The organism is Pseudomonas sp. GW822-FHT04C11 (genome assembly GCF_058800905.1).
In genome coordinates, this window is the sequence record NZ_JBXAMS010000001.1 from 67016 (window position 1) to 81975 (window position 14960).

Annotated in this window: 13 protein-coding genes; 12 read left to right on the plus strand and 1 reads right to left on the minus strand. The window is 59.6% G+C overall.

Features of this window, described 5'->3' with window-relative positions; all coding sequences use genetic code 11:
• Positions 1-118 precede the first annotated feature (118 nt).
• Complete coding sequence (locus AC1RJ3_RS00350) at positions 119-373, plus strand: hypothetical protein (protein ID WP_054595181.1); 255 nt, start codon at positions 119-121, stop codon at positions 371-373.
• Positions 374-404: 31 nt separating this feature from the next.
• Positions 405-974 (plus strand): lipocalin family protein, encoded by a 570-nt coding sequence (locus AC1RJ3_RS00355; protein WP_054595182.1) that lies wholly within the window; start codon positions 405-407, stop codon positions 972-974.
• Between the two features lie 160 nt (positions 975-1134).
• Here the strand turns inward: AC1RJ3_RS00355 and AC1RJ3_RS00360 are convergent, their stop codons facing one another.
• Positions 1135-2499 (minus strand): formimidoylglutamate deiminase, encoded by a 1365-nt coding sequence (locus tag AC1RJ3_RS00360; protein ID WP_216742862.1) that lies wholly within the window; start codon positions 2497-2499, stop codon positions 1135-1137.
• 187 nt (positions 2500-2686) lie between these two features.
• Here AC1RJ3_RS00360 and hutC point away from each other — a divergent pair, with 187 nt between their 5' ends.
• From hutC to hutG, 10 genes are all read left to right on the plus strand, one after another.
• Positions 2687-3355 (plus strand): histidine utilization transcriptional repressor HutC, encoded by a 669-nt coding sequence (gene hutC / locus AC1RJ3_RS00365; RefSeq protein WP_232252242.1) that lies wholly within the window; start codon positions 2687-2689, stop codon positions 3353-3355.
• Between the two features lie 24 nt (positions 3356-3379).
• The gene (locus AC1RJ3_RS00370) at positions 3380-3952 is read left to right on the plus strand and encodes a HutD/Ves family protein (protein WP_054595184.1); all 573 of its coding nucleotides are present in this window, start codon (positions 3380-3382) and stop codon (positions 3950-3952) included.
• A gap of 529 nt (positions 3953-4481) precedes the next feature.
• A complete protein-coding gene (hutU, locus tag AC1RJ3_RS00375) occupies positions 4482-6185 on the plus strand; it encodes a urocanate hydratase (RefSeq protein WP_347928656.1) in 1704 nt (567 codons plus the stop codon).
• Between the two features lie 151 nt (positions 6186-6336).
• A complete protein-coding gene (locus AC1RJ3_RS00380) occupies positions 6337-7803 on the plus strand; it encodes a purine-cytosine permease family protein (RefSeq protein ID WP_493076915.1) in 1467 nt (488 codons plus the stop codon).
• Positions 7804-7973: 170 nt separating this feature from the next.
• Positions 7974-8825 (plus strand): ABC transporter permease, encoded by an 852-nt coding sequence (locus tag AC1RJ3_RS00385; RefSeq protein WP_145016663.1) that lies wholly within the window; start codon positions 7974-7976, stop codon positions 8823-8825.
• Entirely contained in the window at positions 8822-9646 is an 825-nt protein-coding gene (locus tag AC1RJ3_RS00390; RefSeq protein ID WP_054595188.1) for a quaternary amine ABC transporter ATP-binding protein, read from the plus strand. Before AC1RJ3_RS00385 ends, AC1RJ3_RS00390 begins: the two co-directional genes overlap by 4 nt.
• Before the next feature lie 217 nt (positions 9647-9863).
• Entirely contained in the window at positions 9864-11396 is a 1533-nt protein-coding gene (gene hutH / locus AC1RJ3_RS00395; RefSeq protein WP_347928657.1) for a histidine ammonia-lyase, read from the plus strand.
• A 107-nt stretch (positions 11397-11503) separates the two neighbouring features.
• The gene (locus tag AC1RJ3_RS00400; protein ID WP_493076918.1) at positions 11504-12910 is read left to right on the plus strand and encodes an amino acid permease; all 1407 of its coding nucleotides are present in this window, start codon (positions 11504-11506) and stop codon (positions 12908-12910) included.
• Between the two features lie 16 nt (positions 12911-12926).
• Positions 12927-14132 (plus strand): imidazolonepropionase, encoded by a 1206-nt coding sequence (gene hutI, locus AC1RJ3_RS00405; protein WP_103317063.1) that lies wholly within the window; start codon positions 12927-12929, stop codon positions 14130-14132.
• A gap of 10 nt (positions 14133-14142) precedes the next feature.
• On the plus strand, positions 14143-14943 hold the full coding sequence (hutG, locus tag AC1RJ3_RS00410) for an N-formylglutamate deformylase (RefSeq protein ID WP_054595192.1): 801 nt from the start codon (positions 14143-14145) through the stop codon (positions 14941-14943).
• The last annotated feature ends 17 nt before the right edge of the window (positions 14944-14960 follow it).

The window sequence follows — 14960 nt, forward strand, 5'->3', positions numbered from 1 at the left end:
GAAATGTCGATTTTACCCTTCAAGAAATACCCGGTACGGGTGGGAACCAGAAGGGGGTTTTCTCTTCTAAGCTTCTGGTTGGCAGCCATGCCTCCCCCTCTTTACCAGGAGTTACACCATGTCGCTGCGATCTATCGCCTTGTTGTCGTTTTGCGTGCTGTTGGCTGCGTGCAGCAAGATCAACCAGGAAAACTATTCGAAACTCTCGACGGGCATGCCCAAGGCCGAGGTCGAAGCCTTGTTGGGTAAACCTGCCGATTGTTCAGGCGCGTTGGGCATGTCCAGCTGTACCTGGGGCGACAAGAACAGCTTTATCAGCGTGCAGTACGCCGGTGACAAAGTGCTGATGTTTTCCGGGCAAGGCCTGAAGTAAACCGGGGCCAAACGCCCTCGGGAGAAAAATAATGATGCGGTTAGTAATAGTTCTTTTGGCCGGTCTGTTGTTGGCCGGCTGCGCCACTTCTGGCGATGATGCGCTCGCGCCGAAAACGGTCAATAGCGTCAACCTCAAGCGTTACCAGGGTAAATGGTACGAGTTGGCGCGCATGCCGATGTACTTCCAGCGTAACTGCGCGCAATCCGAAGCCCATTACACCCTCAAGACCGATGGCGACATGGAAGTGTTGAACCGTTGCCTGACCCCAGAGTGGAAATGGGAAGAGGCCAAGGGCACGGCAACGCCGCAGATTCCCGGCAAGAACGACAAGCTGTGGGTGAATTTCGATAACTGGTTTACCCGGTTGTTGCCAGGCATGAGCAAGGGTAATTACTGGGTGCTGTATGTCAGCGATGACTACCAGACCGCGATAGTCGGTAGCCCCAATCGGCGCAACCTGTGGCTGCTGTCACGCAAGCCGGAAGTCAACGCCGATACCCGCGAGGAACTGCTGAGCAGGGCGCGTCAGCAGGGTTACGACACCACACGCCTGATCTGGCGGGTGTCGGACACCAAAATGGCCCAGACCTCGAAATAAGCGGCGTGCGGTTGGACTCCGTGGCGAGGGAGCTTGCTCCCGCTCGGCTGCGCAGCAGTCGTCACTCAGCTGATGAGATCTTTCTGAAAGAGCTCATTTGCTGATTTGGGGTCGCTTCGCAACCCAGCGCGAGCAAGCTCCCTCGCCACAGAAGCGGTGATCAGCCCAACAGCTCGCGCAGTACTTGGGTGAACGCCCGGTTACTGTCTTCTTCGCCAGCGTGATGCCCGTCGCGTACCACCCACTTGCCATTCACCAGCACGTCACGCACCTGGCGGTCGCCACCAGCAAACAGCCAACGGTTCAGAATCCCGTCGCCACTGGCGGTTGCCAGGTAAGGGTCGTTGCCGTCGAGCACCAGCCAGTCAGCGCGTTTGCCGACTTCCAATGCGCCAATCGGCTGGCCCAGCGCCTGTGCGCCACCGTCGAGTGCGGCGTCGTACAGGGTGCGCCCGACCATCGGCTGATCGGCGCCATACAAACGGTTACGTCGCTGATCGCGCAGGCGCTGGCCGTATTCCAGCCAGCGCAGTTCTTCCACCACACTCAGCGACACATGGCTGTCCGAGCCAATGCCCATGCGCCCGCCTTGGGCGAGGAAGTCCACGGCCGGGAAAATCCCGTCGCCCAGGTTAGCTTCCGTGGTCAGGCACAGGCCAGCGATGGCGCGACTCTTGGCCATCAGGCTGACTTCTTCCGGGTTGGCGTGGGTCGCGTGGACCAGGCACCAGCGCTGATCGACGTCGGTATTTTCATACAGCCATTGCAGCGGACGGCGACCACTCCAGGTCAGGCAGTCGTCGACTTCCTTTTGTTGCTCGGCGATGTGGATGTGCACCGGGCAGTGCTTGTCGCTGGCTGCCAGCACTTCGCTGATTTGCTGCGGGGTCACGGCACGCAACGAGTGGAAGCACAGGCCCAGTTGTTGCGCCGGTTGCTGCGCCAGCAGCGGCTGCAAGCGGGCTTGTAGCTTCAGGTAGTTTTCAGTGCTGTTGATGAAGCGTCGCTGGCCTTCATTGGGCGCCAGGCCACCGAAACCGGAGTGGCTGTAGAGTACAGGCAGCAAGGTCAGGCCGATGCCGGAGGCGCTGGCGGCCTGACTGATTTGCAACGACAGTTCGGCCGGGTCCGCGTACGGATGGCCGTTGTGGTCGTGGTGCACGTAATGAAATTCGGCGACCGAGGTGTAACCGGCCTTGAGCATTTCGATGTAGAGCTGACGGGCGATGATCCCGAGTTGTTCCGGACTGATTTTTCCGACGAGGCGATACATCAGATCGCGCCAGGTCCAGAAACTGTCGTTCGGATTACCCGCTACTTCGGCCAGTCCGGCCATCGCCCGCTGGAAGGCGTGGGAGTGCAGATTCGGCATGCCCGGCAGCAGCGGACCGCTCAGCCGTTCGGCGCCTTCAGCGCTGGCATCGGCCTGGATGTGGGTCAGCAGGCCATCGGCACTGACCTCAAGACGTACATTGTTGGCCCATCCACTAGGCAAAAGCGCGCGTTCGGCAAAGAAGGCGGACATGGTTCAGTACCCCATCGTGTGTTATTTGTATATACATATACAGACGTTTGCCTGCTCGGTAAACTCCGGCAAGCTAGCGACTTTCATCAACGAACAAGGATTTCCTGTGCCGACTCCGCCTGTAGTTTCACCGCTGAGTGCCAATCTGGGCGACAGTCCGGCGCCCTTGTACGCTCGCGTCAAACAGATGATCACCCAGCAAATCGACAGTGGAAACTGGCCGCCGCATTACCGCGTGCCGTCGGAAAGCGAGCTGGTCAGTCAGTTGGGTTTCAGCCGCATGACCATCAATCGCGCCCTGCGCGAGATGACGGCTGACGGCCTGTTGGTGCGCATGCAAGGCGTCGGGACCTTTGTCGCCGAACCCAAGAGCCAGTCCGCGTTGTTCGAAGTGCATAACATTGCCGACGAAATCGCCTCCCGTGGCCATCGCCACACGTGCAAGGTGATTACTCTGGAAGAAGAGGCCGCCGGTTCCGAGCGCGCCCTGGCACTGGACATGCGTGAAGGCCAAAAGGTCTTCCACTCGCTGATCGTGCATTTCGAGAACGATATTCCCGTGCAAATCGAGGACCGTTTCGTCAATGCCCTGGTCGCGCCGGAATACCTCAAGCAAGACTTCACCCTGCAAACGCCTTATGCCTATCTGAATCAGGTCGCGCCATTGACCGAAGGCGAGCACGTGGTCGAGGCGATTCTTGCCGAGCCTTCCGAATGCAAATTGCTGCAGATCGAAAAAGGCGAGCCATGCCTGCTGATCCGTCGTCGGACCTGGTCCGGACGTCAGCCAGTGACGGCCGCTCGTCTGATTCATCCCGGTTCCCGCCATCGTCTGGAAGGGCGGTTCCACAAATAAAGAGCCATCAATAAAGAGACATAAATGGGCCAGTTGAACGTTTTGCGCGCGGCCAATTATCCGCGCATGCCGTGGAAAAACGGCGGCGGCAGCACCGAAGAAATCACCCGCGATGCAGGCACCGGCCTGGATGGCTTTGGCTGGCGCCTGTCGATTGCCGATATCGGTGAGTCGGGCGGGTTCTCGACCTTTGCAGGCTACGAGCGGGTCATCACCGTGCTGCAGGGTGAAGGCATGACCTTGACGGTCGACGGCCAGAACACGCGGCCCCTGTTACCACTGGACCCGTTTGCGTTCAGTGGCGAAAGCCATGTTTCCTGCACCCTGCTTGGCGGTGCGATCCGCGACTTCAACCTGATTTATGCGCCAAATCGCTACCAGGCGCGGTTGCAGTGGCTGAAGGGCGAGCAACGGTTTTTCAGTTCTGCCGGAACGCTGCTGGTTTTCAGCGTGGCTGATGCGCTTGAAGTTCGAATCAATGGCAGTGCGGCCCAAGTGCTGGGTCGTCATGATTGTCTGCAACTGGGCGGTAACACTGGGCTGCTGGATGTTTCCGTCAATGGCCAGTGCTGCGTGATTGAACTGACAGCACTCTGAGCTCCCTATTCCGGGAGCTTTTCTGTGGTGAGGGGGCTTGCCCCCGCTGGGTGGCGAAGCCGCCCCAATGGCTGCATGCCTACCCTGTCCCCTGTATTGAATCTCCGATTCTGCGACTGCTACGCCCGAGCGCGGACCGGTCGACGGGGGCAAGCTCCCTCGCCACAAAAACCAACCTCCAGCGTTTCCCTGTGCGCACCAGTTTTGTTACCGAACGCCCCAGCGTGGCGCAAAACCGCGCTCAGGTAACAACTGTCACTCCTCGAAAAAATCCTTCCCCAAAAAATATCGACAGCCGCAAAACCCTTGTCCCAAGGGCTTTTCAGCCAGGTTCAGCACTTTGTTGAAGCGCCATCCAGAAAGTTGGCCGCTTGATTGCATATGCTTGTATGTACAAGTAAAGACGTATGCGTATGAGTCACGAAGACTCGACCATCGTCCACTGATTCGCCGGTGTGCACCATCTGCACATTGGCTTGCTCGCCCACTGCCTGGGCTGGTTTGGATTGATTGCTGAGGAGCTTTTTTCGTGACTGACAATACCCAGAAACCGACCCCCGTTACTTTTACTAAGCACCGTGACGTTGAAATCCGTGCTGCTCGCGGCAACAAGCTGACCGCCAAAAGCTGGCTGACCGAAGCGCCGCTGCGCATGTTGATGAACAACCTCGACCCGGAAGTTGCCGAGAACCCTAAAGAACTGGTGGTTTACGGCGGTATCGGTCGCGCGGCGCGTAACTGGGAATGCTACGACAAGATCGTCGAGAGCCTGACCAACCTGAATGACGACGAAACCCTGCTGGTGCAATCCGGCAAGCCGGTCGGCGTCTTCAAGACCCACAGCAACGCCCCACGCGTGCTGATCGCCAACTCCAACCTGGTACCACACTGGGCGAGCTGGGAGCACTTCAACGAACTCGACGCCAAAGGCCTGGCCATGTACGGCCAGATGACTGCCGGCAGCTGGATCTACATCGGCAGCCAGGGCATCGTTCAAGGCACCTACGAAACCTTCGTTGAAGCCGGTCGCCAGCACTACAACGACAACCTCACCGGTCGCTGGGTCCTGACCGCCGGTCTGGGCGGCATGGGCGGCGCTCAACCACTGGCCGCGACCCTGGCCGGCGCGTGCTCGCTGAACATCGAATGCCAACAAGTGAGCATCGATTTCCGTCTGAAAAGCCGTTATGTCGACGAGCAGGCCAAAGACCTCGACGACGCGCTGGCGCGCATCGCCAAATACACCAAAGAAGGCAAAGCGATTTCCATCGCCCTGCTGGGTAACGCGGCAGAAATCCTGCCGGAATTGGTCCGTCGCGGTGTGCGTCCGGACATGGTCACCGACCAGACCAGCGCCCACGATCCGCTCAACGGTTACCTGCCAGCCGGTTGGACCTGGGAAGAGTACCGCGCTCGCGCCAAGACCGAGCCGGCTGCTGTGATCAAAGCCGCCAAGCAATCGATGGCCGTGCACGTCAAAGCGATGCTCGACTTCCAGAAGCAAGGCATCCCGACGTTCGACTACGGCAACAACATCCGTCAGATGGCGCAAGAAGAAGGCGTCGAGAACGCATTCGACTTCCCGGGCTTCGTACCGGCTTACATCCGTCCACTGTTCTGCCGTGGTATCGGTCCATTCCGTTGGGCTGCACTGTCGGGCAACGCTGAAGACATCTACAAAACCGACGCCAAGGTCAAAGAACTGATCCCGGACGACGCCCACCTGCACAACTGGCTGGACATGGCGCGCGAGCGCATCAGCTTCCAGGGGCTGCCGGCACGTATCTGCTGGGTGGGCCTGGGTCTGCGCGCCAAGCTGGGCCTGGCGTTCAACGAAATGGTCCGCAGCGGCGAGCTGTCGGCGCCGATCGTGATCGGCCGCGACCACCTGGACTCCGGTTCGGTGGCAAGTCCTAACCGCGAAACCGAATCCATGCAGGACGGTTCCGATGCCGTGTCCGACTGGCCACTGCTCAACGCTCTGCTGAACACCGCGAGCGGCGCGACCTGGGTTTCCCTGCACCACGGCGGCGGCGTCGGCATGGGCTTCTCCCAGCACTCGGGCATGGTGATTGTCTGCGACGGTACTGACGAAGCGGCCGAGCGTATTGCTCGCGTGCTGCACAACGACCCGGCCACCGGTGTCATGCGTCACGCCGATGCCGGTTACCAGATCGCTATCGATTGTGCCAAGGAGCAGGGCCTGAACCTGCCGATGATCACCGGTAAATAAAAAACGGGCCTCGGCCTGATGCGAACCTGTAGGAGTAAAGCTTGCTCGCGATGAACGATGACGCGGTGTGTCAGGTACATCGCCATCGCGAGCAAGCTCAGCTCCTACAGGGACAGATTGAATTCCACGAACAATCCAAAGAGGTTGACCCATGGCTAATGATGATCGTGCACGCAGTAAGCCGTTGATCGAGAAACGTTCGATCGACTACATCCCGGAAGCGGAAAGACACGGTCGTCTATTGAGTCAGTTCACCCTGTGGTTGGGTGCCAACCTGCAAATCACCGCGATTGTGACGGGTGCATTGGCGGTGGTACTGGGCGGGGATGTGTTCTGGTCGTTGGTCGGTTTGCTGATCGGCCAATTGCTCGGCGGTGGCGTCATGGCGCTGCACGCCGCACAAGGTCCGCAACTCGGCTTGCCGCAAATGATCTCCAGTCGCGTGCAGTTTGGCGTGTATGGGGCGGTGATTCCGCTGGTGCTGGTGTGCCTGATGTACATCGGCTTCTCGGCCAGCGGATCCTTGCTGGCAGGGCAGGCAGTTGCGCAGTTGCTGCACGTCGAAGACTGGGTCGGTATCACGCTGTTCGCCGGCTCGATCATGGTCTTCACCATCTTCGGCTATCGGGTGATCCACGGCATCGGCCGGGTCGCCAGTGTGCTGGGCGTGGTGGCGTTCATCTACCTGTTCTACAAACTGCTGGCCGGTAACGACATCGGCGCATTGCTGGGCAACAAGCACTTCTCGGTGGCGAGTTTCCTGTTGGCGGTGTCGCTGTCGGCGTCCTGGCAGATCGCGTTCGGCCCTTATGTGGCGGACTACTCGCGTTACTTGCCGCGCAGCACGCAGGCTAAGAAAACCTTCTGGGCTGTTGGCCTGGGTTCGGTAATCGGTGCGCAGGCGTCGATGGTCTTCGGTGTGTTCGCCGCAGCCCTGGCCGGTTCGCAGTTCGCTCACCACGAGGTGTCGTTCATCGTCAGCCTGGGCGGTACCGGGATTGTCGCGGCGCTGCTGTACTTCGCCGTGGCTTTCGGCAAAGTCACCGTGACCACCTTGAACGCCTACGGCAGCTTCATGTCGATCGCGACGATCATCAGCGGCTTCCGTGGCAGCCGCCACATTGGAAGCGGCGTACGCCTGCTGTATATCTTCATCATGGTGTCGCTTGCCGCGGCTCTGGCATTGCTTGGCAAGGACTCGTTCCTCAAGGAATTCTCCGCGTTCATCCTGTTCCTGCTGGCGTTCTTCACGCCGTGGAGCGCGATCAATCTGGTGGACTTCTACTGCATCACCAAAGAGCGTTATGACATTCCGGCACTGTCCAACCCCGAGGGTCGCTATGGTCGCTGGAACATCATGGGCATCAGCATTTACGTGTTCGGCGTGTTGATTCAAATGCCGTTCATTTCCACTCACTTCTACACCGGCCCTCTGGTCGCGAGCCTCGGTGATACCGACATCTCGTGGATCATCGGCCTGGTGGTCCCGGCGGCGATGTATTACTTCGCAGCCAAGAAGTGGCATAGCGCAGTACCTGATCGGCTGATACTGCCGGTAGAGCAGGACGAGGCTGCAAAAGTGAAAACAAGCGGGGCGGATAGCGTTGCAGCAATCTGACTGGACGAAACTGGCGAAGATCTTCGTGAAGGCACATCCTGAGATCTGGCAGTTGCGGGTCACCACCGACACTGCCAGGAAAATCAACGCGGAACTGTAGGCAGATACCTCCCGGCTAACCGAGAGGCTGGCCGGGACGTTCGCTACATCCACTTGATTGAGAGTCTCTTATGTTTCCCGAAAGCTTCACCTTTTCCATCGCCGACCGGGTCAACGTCTGGGTTGATTCGCTGGTCGTCAACTACGGGGATGTGTTCCGCCACATCTCCGACACCTTGCTCTGGGCCATCGTCAACCTCGAAGGCCTGCTGCGCGCGGCGCCGTGGTGGTTGATGCTGGTGATCGTTGCCGGCATTGCCTGGCACGCGACCCGCAAGCTGGTGACGACGGCGGTGATCGTTGGTTTGCTGTTCCTGGTGGGCGCTGTCGGCCTCTGGGACAAGCTCATGCAAACGTTGGCACTGATGCTGGTGGCGACGGTTATTTCGGTGTTGATCGGCATTCCGTTGGGCATTTTGTCGGCACGCAGCAATCGCCTGCGTTCAGTGTTGATGCCGCTGCTCGACATCATGCAGACCATGCCCAGCTTCGTGTACCTGATCCCGGTGCTGATGCTGTTCGGTCTGGGCAAGGTCCCGGCGATTTTCGCCACGGTGATCTACGCCGTACCGCCGCTGATTCGCCTGACCGATCTGGGCATTCGCCAGGTCGATCGCGAAGTCATGGAAGCAATCAATGCCTTTGGTGCCAACCGCTGGCAGCAACTGTTCGGCGTGCAACTGCCGCTGGCGCTGCCGAGCATCATGGCCGGGATCAACCAGACCACCATGATGGCCCTGTCGATGGTGGTGATCGCCTCGATGATCGGTGCGCGTGGCCTGGGTGAAGACGTGCTGGTGGGGATCCAGACCCTTAATGTCGGACGCGGTCTTGAAGCCGGTCTGGCGATCGTGATTCTGGCGGTGGTCATTGACCGCATTACCCAGGCCTACGGTCGTCCGCGGCATGAGGTGAGCCAATGAGCAATGCCGCCAAGATCGAAGTCAAAAACGTTTTCAAGATTTTCGGTGACCGTTCGGCAGACGCGCTGGACATGATCCGACAGAACAAGAGCAAGGATCAGGTACTGGCCGAGACCGGCTGTGTGATTGGCGTGAATGATCTGTCACTGAGCATCGCTACCGGCGAGATATTCGTGATCATGGGCCTGTCGGGTTCCGGCAAGTCGACACTGGTACGGCACATCAACCGCCTGATCGACCCGACCAGCGGCGTGATCCTGGTGGATGGCGTGGACATCCTGCAATACGACATGGAAGCCCTGCGCGAATTTCGTCGGCACAAGATCAGCATGGTGTTCCAGAGCTTCGGCCTGTTGCCCCACAAGAACGTACTGGACAACGTCGCCTACGGTTTGAAAGTGCGTGGTGAAAGCAAGCAAGTGTGCGCCGAGCGCGCGCAGCACTGGATCAACACCGTGGGCCTTCAAGGCTACGAAAACAAATACCCGCATCAGCTGTCTGGCGGTATGCGTCAGCGTGTGGGCCTGGCTCGCGCCTTGGCGGCGGACACCGACATCATCCTGATGGATGAAGCCTTCAGTGCCCTTGACCCGCTGATCCGCGCCGAGATGCAGGACCAGTTGCTTGAACTGCAACAGACCTTGCACAAGACCATCGTGTTCATCACCCATGACCTCGATGAAGCCGTGCGCATCGGTAACCGGATTGCGATTCTCAAGGATGGGCAGTTGATTCAGGTCGGCACGCCGAAAGAGATCCTTCACTCGCCGGCCGATGAATACGTCGACCGGTTTGTCCAGCGGCGTGCGGCGGTGGTTTAGGAGAGATGCCCTGTTCCAGGCTGAATTGATTTTGAAAGACCCGATACTGCTGTAAACCGCGTTACCCAAGCTGTACTGATTTCTACAAAAGCCAGCGTGCCAAGGCGCCACCCCCTCAAGAAGCGGGCAGCGACGGACAACGGAATCATCCGGAGCGTCTGGTTAGTTAACTGCTCTTATATAAAGAGCATAAAAAACTCTCAAAAGGAGAATAAATGTGACTGCTCTGAATCTTATCCCTGGCCAACTGAGTCTTGCCCAACTGCGCGCTGTTTATCAGCAACCGGTCAACGTCCGTCTCGACGACAGTGCCTCCGCCCAGATCGAAGCCAGTGTTGCCTGCGTGGAACAGATCCTCGTGGAAAACCGTACCGCCTACGGCATCAACACCGGTTTCGGCCTGCTGGCTTCGACCCGCATTGCCAGCGAAGACCTGGAAAACCTCCAGCGCTCGCTGGTGTTGTCTCACGCTGCCGGTGTTGGCGAGCCAATCAGCGACGCTCTGGTGCGTCTGATCATGGTGCTCAAGGTCAACAGCCTGAGCCGTGGCTTCTCCGGCATTCGCCGGGTGGTGATCGACGCGCTGATCGCCTTGATCAACGCTGAGGTTTACCCGCACATTCCATTGAAAGGTTCGGTCGGTGCTTCCGGTGACCTGGCGCCTCTGGCCCACATGTCGCTGGTGCTGCTGGGCGAAGGCAAGGCCCGTTACAAAGGTGAATGGCTGCCAGCAACTGAAGCGCTGAAAGTCGCAGGCCTGCAACCGCTGACCCTGGCGGCCAAAGAAGGCCTGGCGCTGCTTAACGGCACTCAGGTGTCCACCGCTTACGCACTGCGTGGCCTGTTCGAAGGCGAAGACCTGTTCGCTGGCGCCCTGGCCCTTGGCGGTCTGACCGTTGAAGCCGTACTGGGCTCGCGCTCGCCGTTCGATGCGCGGATTCACGCTGCTCGTGGTCAAAAAGGCCAGATCGACGCCGCCGCCGCTTACCGCGACCTGCTGGGCGAGCGTAGTGAAGTCTCCGATTCGCACCAGAACTGCGAAAAGGTTCAGGACCCGTACTCGCTGCGCTGCCAGCCACAAGTCATGGGCGCTTGCCTGACTCAGTTCCGTCAGGCCGCTGAGGTGTTGGCGATCGAAGCCAACGCCGTGTCGGATAACCCGTTGGTTTTCGCGGCTGAAGGTGACGTGATCTCCGGCGGTAACTTCCACGCCGAGCCGGTTGCCATGGCAGCTGACAACATGGCCCTGGCCATCGCTGAAATCGGTTCCCTGAGCGAGCGTCGCATCTCGCTGATGATGGACAAGCACATGTCGCAACTGCCGCCGTTCCTGGTGGCCAACGGTGGCGTGAACTCCGGCTTCATGATCGCTCAGGTGACTGCGGCGGCTCTGGCCAGCGAAAACAAGGCACTGGCGCATCCGCATTCGGTCGACAGCCTGCCGACGTCCGCCAACCAGGAAGACCACGTTTCCATGGCCCCGGCCGCTGGCAAGCGTCTGTGGGAAATGGCTGAAAACACTCGCGGCGTTCTGGCTGTCGAGTGGCTGGCTGCCTGCCAGGGCCTGGACCTGCGCGACGGTCTGAAGACTTCGTCGAAACTGGAAAAAGCTCGCAGCACCCTGCGCGCCAAAGTACCGTTCTACGAGAAGGACCGTTTCTTTGCACCGGACATCAACGCCGCGAGCGAGCTGCTGGCTTCGCGTTGCCTGAATGAGCTGGTGATGGCGAAGTTGTTGCCTAGCCTGTAAGTCTGATGATCGTTCCCACACTGATCGTTCCCACGCTCCCGCGTGGGAACGATCAGTGTCATGGGGGAACAATCATTTCCGCCGATAAAAATAACTAAGGACGAGAAATGCAAAAGCCAGCAAACGGCTTGAAACGCGGGCTATCGGCCCGACATATTCGCTTTATGGCACTGGGGTCGGCGATCGGCACCGGGCTGTTTTACGGTTCTGCCTCGGCCATCCAGATGGCCGGTCCTGCGGTGCTGCTTGCGTACCTGATTGGTGGCGCAGCGGTGTTCATGGTCATGCGCGCCCTTGGCGAAATGGCTGTGCACAACCCGGTCGCAGGTTCTTTCGGTCAATACGCCAGTACTTACCTGGGACCGATGGCAGGCTTCATCCTCGGTTGGACGTACGCATTCGAAATGGTCATCGTCGGCATGGCCGACGTCACTGCGTTCGGTATTTACATGGGCTTCTGGTTCCCGGAAGTCTCTCGCTGGATTTGGGTATTGGGCGTCGTTTCCATCGTCGGCGGCTTGAACCTGTGCAACGTCAAAGTCTTCGGTGAAATGGAGTTCTGGCTGTCGCTGCTCAAGGTCGCCGCCATCGTTGCGATGATCCTCGGGGGCTTCGGCATCATGCTGTTCGGTATCAGCACGGCCCCAGGCCAGGTGACCGACATCAGCAACCTCTGGACCCAAGGTGGCTTCATGCCTAATGGCATGGGCGGTCTGATCGCTTCGTTCGCAGTGGTGATGTTTGCGTTTGGCGGTATTGAAATCATTGGCGTCACCGCCGGTGAGGCCAAAGACCCGCAGCACGTGCTGCCTCGTGCAATCAACGCCGTACCGTTGCGGATTCTGCTGTTCTACGTGCTGACGATGCTGGTGCTGATGTCGATCTTTCCTTGGCAGCAGATCGGTAGCCAGGGCAGCCCGTTCGTGCAGATCTTCGATAAGCTGGGGATCAGCTCGGCGGCCACCATCCTTAATATTGTGGTGATTACGGCGGCGATTTCGGCGATCAACAGTGACATCTTCGGCGCTGGCCGCATGATGTTCGGTCTGGCCCAGCAAGGGCACGCACCGAAGGGCTTCGCCCACCTGTCGCGCAATGGCGTGCCATGGATGACCGTGGTGGTGATGAGCGTTGCGCTGCTGCTGGGCGTGTTGCTGAACTACCTGATCCCGGAAAACGTGTTTCTGCTGATCGCGTCCATTGCGACCTTTGCTACCGTTTGGGTCTGGCTGATGATTCTGTTCACTCAGGTGGCGATGCGTCGTTCCATGACGCCTGAGCAAGTGGCGCAGCTGAAATTCCCGGTACCGTTCTGGCCGTATGCGCCGATGGCGGCGATTGCCTTCATGCTGTTTGTCTTCGGCGTGCTGGGTTATTTCCCGGATACCCAAGCGGCGCTGATCGTCGGCGTGGTCTGGATTGTGTTGCTGGTACTGGCCTATCTGATGTGGGTCAAACCGGCGGCAGGGCAGGCGGCCCTGGTCGCGCGTGATCCTTCTTTTTCTAATCGATAACTAACGGAGGCCTCGGATGAAAACTCTCTGGCAACACTGCCACGTTGCAAGCATGGCGCAGGGCACTTACTCGATCATCGAGGATGCCGCCATCGTGACGTCAGGAGCGCACATTGAGTGGATCGGCCCACGTAGCGAGCTGCCGTCCGGTGAATACCCCGAGGTCCATGACCTCGCGGGGGCCTGGGTCACCCCGGGCCTGATCGACTGCCATACCCACACGGTGTTCGGCGGCAACCGCAGCGGCGAGTTCGAGCAACGCCTGCAAGGCGTGAGCTACGCAGAAATCGCCGCGGCCGGTGGCGGCATTGCCAGCACCGTGCGCGCCACGCGTGCGGCGACCGAGGACGAGCTGTTCGCCAGTGCGAAGAAGCGTCTGAAAAGCCTTATGCGTGACGGTGTGACCAGCATCGAGATGAAATCCGGTTATGGCCTCGACCTCGCCAGTGAGCGGAAGATCCTGCGGGTGATCCGTCGTCTCGGCGCCGAACTGCCGATCAGTGTGCGCAGCACCTGCCTGGCCGCTCACGCCTTGCCGCCAGAGTACGTCGACCGCGCCGACGACTACATCGAACATATCTGCAGCGAAATGCTGCCGGCGCTGGCTGCCGAAGGCCTGGTGGATGCGGTGGATGCGTTCTGCGAATACCTGGCGTTTTCGCCAGCGCAGGTCGAGCGGGTGTTCGTCGCCGCGCAGAAGCTCGGTTTGCCGGTGAAGCTGCATGCCGAGCAACTGTCGTCCTTGCACGGCTCCAGCCTGGCAGCGCGTTATCACGCGCTGTCGGCCGACCATCTGGAGTTCATGACCGAAGAGGACGCCATCGCCATGGCAGCGTCCGGGACCGTTGCCGTGTTGCTGCCAGGAGCCTTCTACTTCCTGCGGGAAACCCAGTTGCCGCCGATGGATGCCTTGCGCAAGCATGGGGTGAAAATCGCCATCGCCAGCGACCTTAACCCTGGCACTTCGCCGGCGTTGTCGGTTCGGTTGATGTTGAACATGGCCTGCACCTGCTTCCGCATGACCCCGGAAGAGGCCCTGGCCGGCGCGACCATTCACGCCGCGACGGCATTGGGCATGGAGCGTACCCACGGTTCGCTTGAAGTCGGCAAAGTCGCCGACTTCGTGGCCTGGCAAATCGATCGTCCAGCCGACCTGTCGTACTGGTTGGGCGGTGACCTGGAAAAACGCGTCGTGCGTCACGGCGTTGAAGTCGAGTTATAGGAGAACGGTTGTGGATAAGGTTCTGAACTTCAAACAAGGCCGGGTGCCGCTGCTGATCAGCATGCCTCACGCTGGCGTGCGTCTGACGCCTGCGGTTGAAGCCGGTTTGATTCCCGAGGCAAAAAGCCTGCCGGACACCGACTGGCATATACCCACGCTCTACGAGTTCGCCGCCGAGCTGGGCGCCAGCACCCTGGCCGCCGAGTATTCGCGGTTCGTCATCGACCTCAACCGGCCGTCTGACGACAAACCGATGTATGTCGGTGCCACGACGGGCCTGTACCCGGCGACATTGTTCGACGGCGTGCCGTTGTTCCGCGAAGGGCTGGAGCCGTCGGCTGAGGAACGTGCGAGCTACCTGGAAAAGGTCTGGACGCCGTACCACAGCACCCTGCAGCAAGAGCTGGCGCGGCTGAAGGCCGAGTTCGGTTATGCGTTGTTGTTCGATGCGCATTCGATCCGTTCGGTGATCCCGCACCTGTTCGACGGCAAGCTGCCGGACTTCAACCTCGGCACGTTCAACGGCGCCAGTTGCGATCCGCAGCTGGCCAGCCAGCTCGAAGCGATCTGCGCCCGGCACACGGATTACAGCCATGTGCTCAACGGGCGCTTCAAGGGCGGCCACATCACCCGTCATTACGGCAACCCGGCCGAAAACATCCATGCGGTGCAGCTGGAGTTGGGGCAGTGCACTTACATGGAAGAGGTCGAACCGTTCCGCTATCGGCCTGACCTGGCGGCACCGACGCAGGTGGTGCTCAAGGAGTTGCTGCAAGGGTTGTTGGCCTGGGGGCAGAAACACTACGCCTGACACTATCTTGTGGCGAG

Excerpts from the sequence above, each read along its gene's own strand:
- AC1RJ3_RS00350 (WP_054595181.1), top strand. The coding sequence starts at position 119 with ATGTCGCTGCGATCTATCGCCTTGTTGTCGTTTTGCGTGCTGTTGGCT.
- AC1RJ3_RS00355 (WP_054595182.1), top strand. The coding sequence starts at position 405 with ATGATGCGGTTAGTAATAGTTCTTTTGGCCGGTCTGTTGTTGGCCGGC.
- AC1RJ3_RS00360 (WP_216742862.1), bottom strand. The coding sequence starts at position 2,499 with ATGTCCGCCTTCTTTGCCGAACGCGCGCTTTTGCCTAGTGGATGGGCC.
- hutC (WP_232252242.1), top strand. The coding sequence starts at position 2,687 with ATGATCACCCAGCAAATCGACAGTGGAAACTGGCCGCCGCATTACCGC.
- AC1RJ3_RS00370 (WP_054595184.1), top strand. The coding sequence starts at position 3,380 with ATGGGCCAGTTGAACGTTTTGCGCGCGGCCAATTATCCGCGCATGCCG.
- AC1RJ3_RS00380 (WP_493076915.1), top strand. The coding sequence starts at position 6,337 with ATGGCTAATGATGATCGTGCACGCAGTAAGCCGTTGATCGAGAAACGT.
- AC1RJ3_RS00385 (WP_145016663.1), top strand. The coding sequence starts at position 7,974 with ATGTTTCCCGAAAGCTTCACCTTTTCCATCGCCGACCGGGTCAACGTC.
- AC1RJ3_RS00390 (WP_054595188.1), top strand. The coding sequence starts at position 8,822 with ATGAGCAATGCCGCCAAGATCGAAGTCAAAAACGTTTTCAAGATTTTC.
- AC1RJ3_RS00400 (WP_493076918.1), top strand. The coding sequence starts at position 11,504 with ATGCAAAAGCCAGCAAACGGCTTGAAACGCGGGCTATCGGCCCGACAT.
- hutI (WP_103317063.1), top strand. The coding sequence starts at position 12,927 with ATGAAAACTCTCTGGCAACACTGCCACGTTGCAAGCATGGCGCAGGGC.